This is a genomic window from Nocardia sp. NRRL WC-3656, from assembly GCF_000720265.1.
Lineage (GTDB): Bacteria > Actinomycetota > Actinomycetes > Mycobacteriales > Mycobacteriaceae > Nocardia > Nocardia nova.
In genome coordinates this window covers 67,813-81,530 of record NZ_JOJF01000031.1, presented here as the reverse complement: position 1 = coordinate 81,530, position 13,718 = coordinate 67,813, and the positions used below count along the sequence as shown (strand labels likewise).

Sequence of the window (13,718 nt, the reverse complement as noted above, 5' to 3'; positions counted from 1 at the left end):
ACGTGGCGCTGGTCAGTGTTGGGAGTCCGTCTGTATCAGACCGGGCCCGCAGTTGTCACCGAACTCATCGCGGCCGGCCACACCGTGACCGGTCTGGCCCGCTCGAAGGCCGCCGCCGCCCGGCTCGAATCATTGGGCGCGACAACGCATCCGGGCTCCCTGGACGACCTCGACGGTCTGCGGAGCGGCGCGGCAGCCGCCGACGGCGTCCTGCACATGGCTTACGGGGGCGACTACGCAGATCCGGCTGATCTCATCCCAAGGTTTCCGACAACGGGGTTCGAGCCTCGGCAAGTTTGCGGTAGTCCTCGAGAATGCGGCGAATGGAGGGAGTCACGCGCAGGTCGCTGCCCAGTGGCGCCCAGGTGTAGGCGCTGTGCACGGACAGGCGGATGGGGTACGTGGCGGCCACGTCGACGGCGAAATGCAGGCGGCGGACCGGTTTTCCGCCGGGCGAGAGATAGTCGAAAGAGCCTACGTGGCAACGGATTCGGGTGACGATCAGCCCGGTCTCGGTGGCGACGCCGCGGGCCACGGCCGCGTCCAGCGGCTCGCCGGGTTCGACGGTGGTGCCGGGAAGTTTGAGGGTGGCCTTGATGGGGCCGCTGTCGTCACGTTCCAGCAGCAGAACCTCCCCGCCGCGATCGATGATCGTGCCGATTCGTAGTGCGACACCGTCCTTTTCCGCGCTTTCGTACAGTTCGTCGAGCATGGATGTAGAGATCATCCGACTCACCAACCCTCGATCGGTGCACCACACGGGCAGTACAAGACGACCCATTATTACGGTAGACCGGAAGCGGTGCGCGAAGGGCGGATTCGGTCGCCTTGGTGTGTCACGGTCGAACCGTTGGCGTGGTCGGCGCCTTCGGCGCGCTCGGGTTCCCGTCCGAGGGCCACGGGGGCGGTCTCGACCGGGGGCAAGCCGGTCGGGAAGGACGGATTCGGTGAACCATCGGTATTGCTCCGGGCGTGCAGCGCTCGTCGTAGAGTTCGAGCGGACGCTGGAACTCGCGCGCGTGGTGTGACCGGTCGAGTGAAATCAGGAGTGCAGGTGAATTTCGAGGAGTACCGCCGACACGACGCCACCGGTCTCGCGGAACTGGTCGCGAAGAAGGAGGTCACGGCCGCCGAACTGCTGGCATCAGCCCGGGAACGCGCCGCCGAGGTGAACCCGCGGATCAACGCGATCATCGCCGACGTCCCGTGCTCGGCCGACGCGGAGCGCACGGGAGCCTTCGCCGGTGTCCCGTTCCTCATCAAGGATCTCGGAATGGATTACGCCGGGCTCCCGTCCTCGCAGGGATCGCGGTCGTTGCGCACGACTCCGGCGACCGAGCACGCGACGATCGTTCAGCGGTGGCTCGACGCCGGCCTGATGATCTTCGGCAAGACCAATATGCCCGAGTTCGGCGCCAAGGCGATCACCGAGCCCGAGCTCTGGGGACCGACCCGAAATCCGTGGGACCTGTCGCGAACGCCGGGTGGGTCGTCGGGCGGTTCCGCGGCGGCGGTCGCGGCGGGCATCGTTCCCGCCGCCGGTGCGAACGACGGCGGCGGTTCGATCCGGATTCCGGCCGGTTGCTGCGGGCTCGTGGGTCTGAAACCGGGACGCGGGGTGACCCCCATGGGGCCGGGGACCGGAGAACTCATGCACGGCGCCGCTGTTCAAGGGGTCGTCACACGCTCGGTCCGCGACACCGCCGGGATGCTCGATGTCATCGCCGGTGGAGAATCGTGGGGTCCGTTTCAGCCGGCGGTGGCCGGGCCCTACCGCGACGCGGTAGGCCAGGATCCCGGCCGGCTTCGGATCGGCGTGCGGATCCCGACAGCCATTACGCCCGAACCCGACCCCGAGGCCTACGCGGCGGTCGAGGCGGCAACGCGAGTACTGACCGACCTGGGTCACCAGGTGGAAATCCTGGAAGAGGCACCGTTCGACGACGCTGCCCTGGCCGGCGAGTTCTTGCTCACCTGGTTCGTCTACATCGCCTACGAGGTCGCCGACGCGCGCCGGATCTCCGGCTGCGGCAACGAGGGGTTCGAACGCGACACCCTGGTCATGGCGGCGTTGGGCAATGCGACCCGAGGCCCGGAGTACGTCGCCGCCGTCGAGGCCCGGCACGGCCATGCGCGTCGACTGACCGAGTACTTCCGGACCCACGATCTGCTGCTGACGCCCACGATGGCCACCCCGCCGCCCAAGATCGGGGAGTTCGAATTGCCGAAGTCGCTCCAACGCGTGACCGACGCGATTCTCAAGACCCGTACCGCCGGCCTGCTCAAGCACACCTCGATCGTCGACGACTTGATCAACAATAATCTCGGCTGGGTGCCCTACACCCAGCTCGCCAATATCACCGGCAGACCCGCGATCTCCCTGCCGCTGCATTGGACCGCCGACGGACTTCCCCTGGGGGTCCAACTCGTGGCCCCATTGGGCGGAGAATCGACACTGATCAAGATCGCCGCCCAGGTCGAGCAGGCGGCGCCGTGGTTCGACAAGGTCGCCGAACGGAGCCGGCTCCAGAGCTGAAACCGGCGCGCAACGGTCGCCTTCTATCCGATGTGATCGATACCGGCCCACAGGTCGCAGTGGTGCTGTGCGGCGAAGGTGCCGGCGGGTCCGATGCGGTCGCTGCCGAGCTCGAGGGTGGTGTCGGCGGCGGTATGGGGCCACGGGGTCAGGGCCGGTGTTTCGGGATTTCCGGTGTGGGCGAATTGCGCCCAGCTGGCCTGAATATCGCGCGAAAGCCGGTCGGCTGCGGGCGGCAACGGAATGGGCAGGCCCATGAGCGAGGAGAAGACGTAGGGGACCTCGGCGCCGTGGAACGCGCCCGGCAGTAGCGGATTGGGTGGCAGGGGTGCGTCGTTGAACTGGTACCGCCACACCTGTGCGCCGCCGCGGCGGGCGGTCTCGGCGGTGAATTGTGCTGGGCAGGCGAAGAATCCGTCGGTGAGCACGCGTTCCTTGGCGGCCGCGGGTGTGGGATACGTCGCGATCGGGTAGCGCTGGAGTACGCGATCGGCGTTGTCGCCGAACAGTTCTCGGGTCCACTTCGTGTAATCGTCTGCCGAGGGCGTGGTTCCGTGTCCGTAGTCGAGCAGCGCGATGAAGGTCGAGCCTTCGTCGGCATTGCTGCCCACAATCAATGGAATGTCACGCGCCGCGCCGCCCGCCAGGGCGTTCTCGGGCGTGGCGGTCACCGCGACCCCGTCGCGGATGGGTGTCCACGTGACGGCCATGGTGTTCAGTTGCGTCGTCGGAGAGTCGAGGAGCCGATCGACCGGCAAGGTGCGCAGACACGCCAACCGGGTGGCGGGGTCGGCGCAGCCCAGGCTGGATGCGTAGTCGCCGGATCGCTGATAGGCAACCTGCGGGGTGGGTGGTGCGAGGGGACTGCGTGCGCACGAACCGCTTTCGACGATGGCTTTGGCGTAGAGGCCGCGCGCTGTCGGGGAGGCGAGTTGGGTGCAGACGCTCATGCCGCCGGCGGATTCACCGAACAGCGTGACGTTGCCGGGATCTCCGCCGAAGGCTGTCGCATTGTCGTGGATCCAGCGCAGCGCGGCCTGCTGATCGAGGGTGCCGTATGTCCCTGTCGCGCCGCCGTTTTCGGCGGCAAGTTCGGGCAGGGCCAGAAAGCCGAAGGGCCCGACGCGATAGTTCGGGACCGCCACGATGACCTGTCCGTCGCGGACCAGGCGGGCGGGGGAGTCGTATTGGGCATTGGATCCGAGGACGAACGCGCCGCCGTAGAGCCACACCATCACCGGCAGCGCGGTGCCGGCCGGGTGTTCGGGCACATAGAGGTCGATACTGAGGCAGTCTTCGCTCGACGGCTGCAACACCACTCCGGGCACGGGAGACGCCTGCGGGCATTGCGGTCCGTGGGCGACCGCCGGACGGACACCCGGCCAGGGCGGTGCGGGCTGCGGCACCGCGAACCGGGCGGCTTGCGCGAACGGCACCCCGAGATATCGAACGACACCGTCGGCGCGCACGCCGCGAATCTGCCCGCCGGTGACACCGACAACCGGCTCCGAACCGGCGTCCGGTGCGGCGTGGGCGGTCGGCGCCATAACGGCTATCGCTACCGCGACGACGCTGACCAGGATCGAGGACAGCCGCCGCGCTCCGGTGCGAGGGGCAGTGGGGATCGACATGTGAAGCTCCCTGACTCCATTTAATTTTGCAGCAAAAGTACTGTAGGCGGGCGCCTTCGCCTCGCGCACCGTTTTCGCGAAAGCCAGGGCCGTCGCGCACGCATTCGTTTCTGGTTGCGCGGCAGCGATATTCGTAGATACTTTCAATGCAAAAGTAAGTATGTCGTGGCGCCCAAATATCCTCTCCGCGGGGCCCGCGCCGGTCGTGCGGGCAGAATGTGGGGGTGGAAACCTCGGCCTCACGAACGGATCCGGTCTCGCGGGTGCCGGTGGACGCCCAACTCAGCGCGCTGCTCGGACCGCTGCGCCGGGCGGTCCTGCGTCGCACGCGAGCCGCCGAGGATCTGCCGGACCTCCCGGAAGCGCAGATCGAACTGCTCCGGCTCCTGGTGGCGACGGGCGGAGTCGCACCGAGCCGGGCGGCCGCCGAATTGAACGTGGCACAGTCCACCATCAGCAATCTGCTGCGCACCATGACCGCGGACGACCTCGTCGAGCGGCTGCCGACACCGGGGGACGGGCGTGGGGCGATGCTCGTCGCGTCGGCGCGGGCACGCGAGCTGCTGGATCGGTACGACCGCGCGAGCGCGGCGATGCTGCGCGAAACGCTGGCCCGGCTGTCCGCCGCCGATCGCCGGGCGGTGGAATCGGCGGTCCCCGCCTTGCGGCGGCTGCTCGCGGAGCTCAGCGGTCAGCCGGGGTCGCGGTGACGGTGTCGCCGCCCGGAGAGTCCGTCAGAAGGCGCTTTTGATGAGGCCGCCGTCGATGCGAATGGTCGCGCCACCGATGTATTCGGCATGTGCGCCGGTGATCGGGAAGAGCCGAGGCCTATCCGCACGGCTGCGGAGGCGGATTCGCGATGGCCGAGAGTCGTTTCGAATTATGACGGTTTGCTTACCGGTGGCGCCGCGTCCCCGCATCGCGCCGCGACCGTGGCCAGAATCTCGGTATGCGGATTCTGCTGACCGGAGCGGCCGGGTTTATCGGATCTCACGTGTGGCGCGCGCTGACCGATGCGGGGCACGAGGTGGTGGCGGTCGATGCGATGCTCAGTGCGGCGCACGGCGTCGAGGCCCGGCCGCCGGCCGGGCTGCATCGCGTCGACGTGCGCGACCAGGACGCGCTCGACCGTGTGCTGCCGGGAATCGATGTGGTGTGCCATCAGGCCGCGGTGGTGGGTGCGGGGGTGACCGTTCAGGATGCGCCCGCCTACGCCAGTCACAACGATCTGGGAACGGCGGTACTACTGGCAGCGATGGATCGGGCCGGTTGTCGCAGGCTGGTGCTGGCATCGTCGATGGTGGTGTACGGCGAAGGGCGTTATCGCACAGCCGATTCCGTGGCGGCGACGCCGCTGCCACGCCGGCGCGCAGACCTCGAGCGCGGCGTATTCGACCATCGCCACCCCGACACCGGTATGCCACTGCACTGGGCGCCGGTGCCGGAGGACGCGGCGCTGGACCCGCGCAGCCTGTATGCCGCCAGCAAACTCGCGCAGGAGAACTATGCCGCGGCGTGGGCCACGGCCACCGGCTCGACGGTGACCGCACTGCGCTATCACAACGTCTACGGACCCGAGATGCCCAGGGATACACCGTATTCCGGTGTGGCCGCGATCTTCCGGTCGGCGCTCGAGGCGGGGGCGGCGCCGCGCGTATTCGAGGACGGCGCCCAGATGCGCGACTTCGTGCACGTGACCGATATCGCCGACGCCAACCGGCGGGCCGTGGAACAGCCGTTGGACCGGTTTACGGCGCTGAATATCGCGTCGGGACATCCGATCAGCATCGGCGCGGTGGCCGCGATCCTCGCCCGTGCCCAGGGCGGTCCCGAGCCGGTGGTGACCGGCGAGTTCCGGCCGGGCGATGTGCGGCATATCGTCGCGGGACCGGATCGCGCCCGCGAACTGCTGGGCTTCACCGCGGCGATCGATCCCACGCAGGGGCTCACCGACTTCGCCACCGCTCCGTTGCGGGCCGCCGCCGGTGCGGGGGCGCCGCAGTGGCGGCACTGACGGCGACGCTCAGGACGACGAGATCGACAACCCGCGCTCGTGAGCGGGCGGCGACACCGTGGCAGGGCCGGCACCGTCGAGCAGTGGCAGCCGAATGTCGAAGCGAGCGCCTCGTTCCCGGTTCGACGCGCTGATTTCGCCGTGGTGGACCGATACCAGACCGGCGGCGATCGCCAGGCCCATACCGCTACCTCCGCCCTCGGCCGCGGGCGAGCGCGCGGCGGTGCCGCGATACCCGGCCTCGAAAATGCGGGGGAGATCCGCCTCGGTGATGCCGGGACCGGTGTCGTCGATGCGCACCCAGGCGTCGGCGCGTGCGGCCCCGGCCGAGATGTCGATACATCCGCCCGGCGGGGTGTGCGCGATCGCATTGGCCACGAGGTTGGTCAGCACCCGGGTCAGCGCCTGATCGCTGCCGGCCACGGTGATCGACGAATCCGGTTGCCGGGCAGACAGTTTCACTCCCGCACGCCCGGCGGCCGGCTCGGTGGCGGCGACCACCTCGTCGATGAGTTCGCGCAGATCCAGTGGTTCCAGGTGCAGGCGCAGGGCTCCGGCGTTGATCTTCGACATCTCGAACAGGTCGTCGACCATGCCCGACAATCGCGTGGTCTCACGCACCACCTGCCTGCCGTAGCGCTCGACATCTCCGGTCTGCGCGACCACGCCGTCGGCGAGCGCCTCGCCCATCGCCCGGATCCCGGCCAGCGGTGTGCGCAGATCGTGGCTGACCCACGCCACCAGTTCGCGGCGCGACGCCTCGGCGGCGCGCTCCTGATCGAGCATCTGTTTCTCCCAGACCAGCTGCCGTGCCTGCGCCCGGCCCAAGACGACCGCCGCGGGCACGGTCACCGCCGTGACCACGACGAGGACCACCGACATCTTGGCCAGCGCGTCGCTGAACATCAGACCGCTGACGGCGATGAAACCGCTGAGGGTGGCCAGCGTCGGGATCAACACCAGAATCACCATCGACAGCCCGAGGGCCCGATTGCGAAAGGCGCGCAGCAGCACCGCTCCGAGCGCGACGACCGGCACCGACCCGGCCAGTGCCCATCCGACCAGTCCCGCAACATCATTCGGCACGATCGACTCCTGTCCCGGTACCCCAGGCATAGCCCCGCCCCCACACCGTCTCGATCCGGTGGGTATCGCCGAGTTTGGCACGCAAGCGTTTGACGTGCACCGTCACCGTCGACTGGTCGCCGAAATCCCAGCCCCACACCGCCGCGAGCAGTTCCGTCCGGCTGAACACGCGCCGCTGATTGGCCAGCAGGAAAGACAACAGGTCGAATTCGCGTGCCGTCAGCGATACCGGCCGACCGGCGATATCCACCGTCCGGGCCGCCGGCCGCAGGCGGATCTCGCCGCTGCGCAGCACACCGGCCGTCGGCGCCGGTCCGTGGGTGCGGCGCAGCACCGACGCCACCCGCAGCGCCAGCTCGCGCGGACTGAACGGCTTGGTCAGGTAGTCGTCGGCGCCCGCTGTCAGCCCGAGCACGCGATCCTCCTCCTCGCCGAGGGCCGTCAGCATGATGATCGGTGTCTCGGGACGCTCGCCCTCGCGCACCGACCGGCACAACTCGATGCCGCCGGGCGCGGGCATCATCACGTCGAGAACGGCCAGATCGATGTCACCGCCGTCGAGTGCGCGTTCCGCCTGTACGCCGTCGGCGGCTTCGGTGACCTCCATGCCGTCGCGTTCGAGGTAGCGGCGGACCACCTCACGCACGACGGGATCGTCATCGGCGATCAAAATGCGCACCGCGCTCACCAATTCGTGAGAACGAGGTGGGCGAGCACCAGCGTGCCGACGGCCTGGACGGTCAGCCAGGCGCGCGCGGTGTGCGCCGGCAGGAAGGCGGTTCCGCCGATCACCCAGATGTCGAACGGCAGCCAGATCCGCTCGGTCTCGGCCTTGCTCAGGCCGCTGAGATCGGCGAGCAGAAGACCGGTCAGCGCGGCCAGGGCCAGCAGCGCCGCCGGGTCCGCGCGGGCGCGCCAGCGCGCGAACGCCGCCGCGGGGGCGGCGCGAATCTGCGTGAGCGCGGGAAGGTGCAGCGCACCCGGAAGCCGATGCAGCGCCGCGGCAGACGCCAATCCGATCGCACACACCGTCGCCGCCAGATTTCCCCAGATCCAGTAGGACGCGGGACGCGTCGTCGCGATGCCCTGGTAGTAGCGCTGCACCACCAGGTGATAACCCTCCAGCCACCAGAAGCCGGACAGCGTGAAGGCGGCGACGACCGCCAGCGCGCCCAGCACCGCGGGCCACACCGCTCGCACACCGCGCAGCAGTGCCACCGCCGCGGCCGGGACGGCCATCAGAACCAGTCCGTAGTTGAGATAGATGCCGAATCCGAACAGCACCCCGGAGACGACCAGGATCAGCGGACGTGGCCGCGCGCCGCCGAGTCCTACCGCGAGCGCGGCCACCGCCCAGGCGACCACTCCGGCGAAGAACGCGTCCGCCGAGACCGCCAGCCAGATCGCCGCGGGCGCGAGGGCGAGATACGGTGCGGCCGCCCGCGCCCTGCTTTCCGCGCCCAACGCCCGCATCGCCACCAGCACGGCCATCGACGCGCTGCAGCCGACCACCACGCACAGCGTGGAAGCCCATGCGCCGCCGCCCAACCCGATCCGGTCCATCCAGACGAACACCAGCAGTGCGCCCGGTGGATGACCGGACACGTGCGTGGTCCACGAATCGGGTTGAAAGTCCAGGATGCGGGCGGAGAATCCGCGCAGCATGGCCGAAATGTCGTGCACTCCGCCGACCTCGTGCAGATACTCGTGCATCGTCGTGAGCCGGCCGGCGAATCCGCGCTGCCACCCGTCGACCATGGCCAGGGAGAACGCCCACGCCAGTGCGGTCACCCAGGTGGCCGGCAGCAGCCGTCGCCAGGTGAGCGTGGCGGCGAGCCGGGGGCCGTAGAGCACCACGGCGACGGCGATCACGATCGCGGGGCCCGTACCCCAGCCGATATGTGGAAGCCAGGAGCCGAAGATCGGCGCCGCCGCGGCGTAGAGCGATTCGCGATAGTGCGGTGTGCTGATCCTCGGCACGAGGAAGGCGGCCGCCACCAGGATCGTCGCTGCTGCCGCGCAGGCGACATCGGCGCGCACGCCCGATACTCGCCGTGTATGCGATGCGGTGCTGCTGCGGGTATCGCTCACCCGTTCACCGTAGGTCCCGTCGGTGCGACGCGGCGCGCACGCGATCGTGCCGTCATACTTTCGTCACCTGTGTCACCAGCTGTTTTTCGTCCGATCGGCCTTACGGTCGACACGTGACCCCAGTCGAAGCCAGTGGAGAGCTGACCGTGGTGATTCCCTGCCGGAACGAGGCCGACGCGCTACCGGGCGTCCTGGCGGCGGTCCCGACGGAGTATCGGGTGGTCGTCGTGGACAACGGTTCGACCGATGACACCGCCGCGGTGGCGCGTGCCGCGGGCGCGACGGTGGTCGTCGAATCCGTCCCGGGCTACGGCAGCGCCGTCCAAGCCGGGATCGCGGCCGCCACAACCGAACTGGTGGCGGTGCTCGACGGCGACGGTTCGATGGCGCCCGACGAATTGCCGCTGCTGGTGGCCGAATTGGGCCCCGATGTGACCATGGTGGCCGGGCGCCGCCGCCCGGTCCGGGGCGCCTGGCCGTGGCATGCGCGCCTGGGCAATTGGCTGCTGGCGCACTGGTTGCGGCGCCATTACGGGCTGCCCGTGCACGATCTGGCCGCGATGCGCGTGATCCGTCGCTCCGAGCTGGTGGCACTGGGCCCGCTGCATCCCCGGTCGGGATATCCGCTGGCCCTGCTGGCCGGCGCGGCGCGGGCCGGGTGGAAGGTGGTCGAACGTGATGTCACCTATCGGCCGCGCACCCACGGTGTGTCGAAAGTGTCCGGTTCGGTAATCGGGACGGTACGTGCCGCCCGCGACTTCTGGAGTGTGCGATGACTGTTCTGCCATTGACGCTGCTGGTGGTGGCGAAGGCGCCGGTCGCCGGATTCGCCAAGACCCGGCTGACCCCGCCGCTGGCTCCGGCCGAGGCGGCGGATCTGGCCGCCGCCGCGCTCCTGGACACCTTGGCCGCGGTGCGCGACTGCGGCGCGGCGCAAGGCGTGGTCGCGTGGACCGGCGACCTGGAGCGAGCCTGCCGCGCACGCGAAATAGGTTCGGCCCTGCGCGATTTCGATGTGGTCCCGCAGCGCGGCGACGGTTTCGGTGTGCGCCTGGCGAATGCGCACGCCGACGCGGCGCGATTCGGGCTGCCCGTTCTGCAGATCGGAATGGACACCCCGCAGGCCGGGCCGGCGCTGCTGGCCGAATGCGGGGCTCGGCTGCTGGCCGGCCCGGATGCGGTGCTGGGGCCGGCGGCCGACGGCGGCTGGTGGGCGCTGGGGCTGTGTGACGTGCGCCCGGCACGAGTCCTCGCGGAGGTGCCGATGTCCACCGATCGAACCGGTGCGCTCACTCGGGAGGCGTTGTTGCGCAACGGTTGTCGCGTCGAGATGCTGCGGGAACTCAACGATGTCGATCTGTACTCCGATATCGCCGAGGTCGCAGCGGGCTGCCAGGGGCTGTTCGCGGCGGCGGCCGGATCGCTGACGGCTCCGCACGCATGAGCGCCGAGCGCGGCCGAGGTCACCCGCCGTATACGGCATGGACCTGTTCGCACGCGGTGATGATTCGCCCGATCTGCTCGGCGGTGAGTGCGGCGTGCAGCGACAGCCGGATCAGCGACCTGCCCGCAGGGGTGGCGGGCGGACAGAACGGCGCGCCGAGGACACCGTGTGCTTCCAGGATCGCGCGCACCGCGCGACCGTCGGCTTCGGTTCCGGCGGGAACGGCGATGATGTGGCTGTCGACTCCCGCCATGTCGAAACCTGTGCGGGCGAGCGCTTTTCGGACGGTATGGGCGATCTCGCGGAGCCGGGCGCGGCGTCCGTCCTCGGCTCGGATCACCTCCAGGGTCGCGGACAGCCCGGCGATGTCGTGGGATCGCAGGCCCGAGGAGAAGATCGCAGGGTAGGACACCGACTCGAAATAGGGTGCGAACTCGGGGTCGAGCGCGGTCACCAGTCCGGCGCGGCCGACGAACGCCTTGGCCAGGCTGGCGGTGCGAAACGGCACGCGCCGGGTGAGCCCGAGCGCGACCACGGCACCCGCACCGCGCGGGCCGACGACGCCCAGAGAGTGCGATTCGTCGACGACGAGCAGAGAACCGGTCTCGTCGGCGACGTCGCACAGTGCGGCCAGGGGGCTGGGTGTGCCGGTGGTGTTGTCGATCGCGTCGACGGCGATGATGCCGGGGCCGTGGGCGCGGATCTGTGCCGCCAGCCGGGCGGGGTCGTTGTGCCCGAAGGTGTGCAGCGGCGCGGCTGCGGCCAGGGCCGCCTGTCGCCAGGACATGTGCGTGTTCTCCCCGACATGTATCGGAACGCCCGGCGCCGCAATCGCTTGCAACAACCCGATATTGGCCGCCCAGCCGGATTGGCACACCACCGCCGTAGCGCTGTGTGTGTAGTCGGCCAGCCGGTGCGCCAGAGGACCGGGTTCGGCCTCGATCGGGGTGAGCAGCGCCTCGCTCATGGCGGCTGTGATCCGCCTGTCGCCGGACAGCGCCAGGTAGTCGCTCGTCGACAGTCCGATGTCGGCTGCGGCCGTGCCGGGGCCGCGAAGAAACATCCGGGCTTCTCGCATCTCCGCCGCGTGGCCGCGGCCGATATGTTGTTGCACGCGTTCGGCGACTGTTGCCACCTCGGTCTCCTCGGTCGGTCGCGCTCGTCGGTGTGATTCGCCCTGCCTGGTCGGTGCCCGCCGCCACAGCCTGATGAGCAGGCGCCCCGAAGATCATCGCGCACTCGGAGGGGGAGGTGCCCCGCGATGCGATGACGAAACAATGACGTCATGATCTCGTCTCGTCTGGCCGGGGTAGTAGTCGAATCCGTGCTTGCCGGTCACGGCGGAAAATGGTTCGAAGGCTGTGATGTATGTGATTTAGCATCGCCCGGTGGCGGATACGGTGAACCGGCAGTGGATTCTGCGGAGGCGGCCCGAGGGGGAGTTGCGGGAGGGTGATTTCGAGCTCGGAAGCGCTCCGATTCCGGTGCCGGGGCCTGGGGAGGCCTTGGTCAGGGTGCATCGACTGGGTATCGATCCCACCCAGCGTGGGTGGCTCAACGATTCGGACAACTACATCGATGCGGTCCCGGTCGGCACGGTGATGCGGGGGAGCGGGGTGGGACAGGTGGTGCGCTCGAACACCGCGAGCTATCCGGAGGGCAGCTGGGTCGCCGGTATGGTCGGCTGGCAGGATTACGTCGTCGCGTCCGACGGGGGTTTGTTCGGGCTGAACGTGGTGCCCGACGGTGTCGCCCCGACGCTGATGCTGAGCCTGTTCGGAGCGCCCGGCTTGACCGCGTACTTCGGTATGACGGATATCGGCCGGCCCGAGCCGGGCCGGACGGTGCTGGTGTCGGCTGCGGCCGGTGTGACCGGATCGATTGCGGGACAGATAGCGAAAGCCTTGGGCTGCACTGTCATCGGCATCGCAGGCGGTCCGGCCAAGTGCACCTGGATCACCGACCGTGCGGGCCTGCATGCCGCCATCGATTACAAGAACGACGACGTCTCGGCCGGTTTGTCCCGCCTGGCCCCGGACGGTGTCGACGTCTTCTTCGACGGTGTCGGCGGCCGCGTTCTCGAGCATGGTTTGGCGCACCTGGCGCACGGCGCTCGTGTCGTTCTGGCCGGTGCGATCTCTTCCGGGTACAGCGGCGCGGACCCGCAGTACGGGCCGCGGAACTACATGCAGCTGGCCATGCGCCGGGCACGCATGGAAGGGTTCATCTTCCTCGACTATCTCGACCGCTTTCCCGAGGCGTTCGCGGCGCTGCGCGACTGGCACGACCGGGGCGAACTCACCATCGCCGAAACCGTGAGTATCGGCTTGGAATCCGCTCCCGGTGCACTGCGCGCTGTCTTCGAGGGCGGCAATCTGGGTAAGCAGTTGGTCGACATCGTGGAGTCCTGACCTATCGACCGCCGAGGACCGCGAGGCTGCTCCGGAAGGGGGCCCTACGTCAACAGGTGGGCTGTACACGCCTGTGACGGAAGGGCTGAATCGCATTGTCGAGAGCACGGTGCGGTCCGCGCCGCGGGGAACTGCTCGGCCAACTGCCCCCGGCCGCGGCGATGCGGCAGTGGATGGACTTGTTCGGCGACTGGATCGCGACCAAGAACGGGATGCTCGGCACGCTGGTGGCGATGATCGAGGCGGGCGAGATCGCCCACGCCCAAACCCGTACCGAGCTACTGGCGGCCATCACCATGATCCTCGACGCCGGCCATGCGGCAGGCGACCTTCGCTCCGACGCCACCGCCGAAGACATCGCCGCCATGCTCGTCGGAATCTTCACCGTTACCCCGAGGCCCACCCACGAAGCTCTGGCGAGCCGGCTACTGAACCTCCTGATGGACGGCCTCCAACCCGCCGCCCAGCCGGCCTGAGCCGGCCGGGGGCGGTCGACCGGCCAACC

Annotated in this window: 12 protein-coding genes and 2 pseudogenes; 8 read left to right on the top strand and 6 right to left on the bottom strand. The window is 69.1% G+C overall.

Annotated elements, in window-relative coordinates:
• Positions 1-15: 15 nt before the first annotated feature.
• Positions 16-264: pseudogene (locus tag IG65_RS39390) on the top strand (NAD(P)H-binding protein); the annotation flags it as partial.
• On the opposite strand, the gene IG65_RS0128915 reads toward IG65_RS39390, so the two are convergent.
• The gene (locus IG65_RS0128915; RefSeq protein ID WP_051757110.1) at positions 254-712 is read right to left on the bottom strand and encodes an NUDIX hydrolase; all 459 of its coding nucleotides are present in this window, start codon (positions 710-712) and stop codon (positions 254-256) included. The pseudogene IG65_RS39390 and the gene IG65_RS0128915 overlap by 11 nt on opposite strands.
• 342 nt (positions 713-1,054) lie before the next feature.
• Between IG65_RS0128915 and IG65_RS0128910 the strand changes: the two genes are divergently transcribed.
• A complete protein-coding gene (locus IG65_RS0128910; RefSeq protein ID WP_030518106.1) occupies positions 1,055-2,536 on the top strand; it encodes an amidase in 1,482 nt (493 codons plus the stop codon).
• 23 nt (positions 2,537-2,559) lie between these two features.
• Here IG65_RS0128910 and IG65_RS0128905 read toward each other — a convergent pair whose 3' ends face one another.
• Positions 2,560-4,167: a carboxylesterase/lipase family protein gene (locus IG65_RS0128905; RefSeq protein ID WP_081879844.1), complete on the bottom strand. Its 1,608-nt coding sequence runs from the start codon at positions 4,165-4,167 to the stop codon at positions 2,560-2,562.
• 224 nt (positions 4,168-4,391) lie between these two features.
• Here IG65_RS0128905 and IG65_RS0128900 point away from each other — a divergent pair, with 224 nt between their 5' ends.
• Together IG65_RS0128900 and IG65_RS0128895 are read left to right on the top strand one after the other, a co-directional pair.
• Positions 4,392-4,877: a MarR family winged helix-turn-helix transcriptional regulator gene (locus IG65_RS0128900; protein ID WP_197039965.1), complete on the top strand. Its 486-nt coding sequence runs from the start codon at positions 4,392-4,394 to the stop codon at positions 4,875-4,877.
• A gap of 239 nt (positions 4,878-5,116) precedes the next feature.
• On the top strand, positions 5,117-6,181 hold the full coding sequence (locus IG65_RS0128895; RefSeq protein ID WP_030518103.1) for an NAD(P)-dependent oxidoreductase: 1,065 nt from the start codon (positions 5,117-5,119) through the stop codon (positions 6,179-6,181).
• A gap of 9 nt (positions 6,182-6,190) precedes the next feature.
• On the opposite strand, the gene IG65_RS0128890 is transcribed toward IG65_RS0128895, so the two are convergent.
• Genes IG65_RS0128890 through IG65_RS38075 form a run of 3 tightly spaced genes read right to left on the bottom strand, consistent with a single transcriptional unit; the run spans position 6,191 to position 9,358 of the window.
• Positions 6,191-7,267, bottom strand: a complete 1,077-nt coding sequence (locus IG65_RS0128890; protein ID WP_081879843.1) for a sensor histidine kinase KdpD — start codon at positions 7,265-7,267, stop codon at positions 6,191-6,193.
• Positions 7,257-7,946, bottom strand: coding sequence for a response regulator transcription factor (locus IG65_RS38080; protein ID WP_030518101.1), 690 nt, complete (start codon positions 7,944-7,946; stop codon positions 7,257-7,259). Before IG65_RS38080 ends, IG65_RS0128890 begins: the two co-directional genes overlap by 11 nt.
• Before the next feature lie 5 nt (positions 7,947-7,951).
• Positions 7,952-9,358, bottom strand: coding sequence for a hypothetical protein (locus tag IG65_RS38075; protein WP_369801605.1), 1,407 nt, complete (start codon positions 9,356-9,358; stop codon positions 7,952-7,954).
• A gap of 113 nt (positions 9,359-9,471) precedes the next feature.
• Here IG65_RS38075 and IG65_RS0128875 point away from each other — a divergent pair, with 113 nt between their 5' ends.
• Together IG65_RS0128875 and IG65_RS0128870 are read left to right on the top strand one after the other, a co-directional pair.
• On the top strand, positions 9,472-10,134 hold the full coding sequence (locus tag IG65_RS0128875) for a glycosyltransferase family 2 protein (protein ID WP_227462922.1): 663 nt from the start codon (positions 9,472-9,474) through the stop codon (positions 10,132-10,134).
• Positions 10,131-10,802, top strand: a complete 672-nt coding sequence (locus IG65_RS0128870) for a DUF2064 domain-containing protein (protein ID WP_030518098.1) — start codon at positions 10,131-10,133, stop codon at positions 10,800-10,802. Before IG65_RS0128875 ends, IG65_RS0128870 begins: the two co-directional genes overlap by 4 nt.
• Positions 10,803-10,821: 19 nt before the next feature.
• Here the strand turns inward: IG65_RS0128870 and IG65_RS0128865 are convergent, their stop codons facing one another.
• The gene (locus IG65_RS0128865; RefSeq protein ID WP_051757106.1) at positions 10,822-11,937 is read right to left on the bottom strand and encodes an aminotransferase class I/II-fold pyridoxal phosphate-dependent enzyme; all 1,116 of its coding nucleotides are present in this window, start codon (positions 11,935-11,937) and stop codon (positions 10,822-10,824) included.
• A 253-nt stretch (positions 11,938-12,190) separates the two neighbouring features.
• On the opposite strand from IG65_RS0128865, the gene IG65_RS37285 reads away from it, so the two are divergent.
• Positions 12,191-13,213: an NADP-dependent oxidoreductase gene (locus IG65_RS37285; RefSeq protein WP_030518096.1), complete on the top strand. Its 1,023-nt coding sequence runs from the start codon at positions 12,191-12,193 to the stop codon at positions 13,211-13,213.
• A gap of 128 nt (positions 13,214-13,341) precedes the next feature.
• A pseudogene (locus tag IG65_RS37280) lies at positions 13,342-13,689 on the top strand (TetR/AcrR family transcriptional regulator); the annotation flags it as partial.
• Positions 13,690-13,718 lie beyond the last annotated feature (29 nt).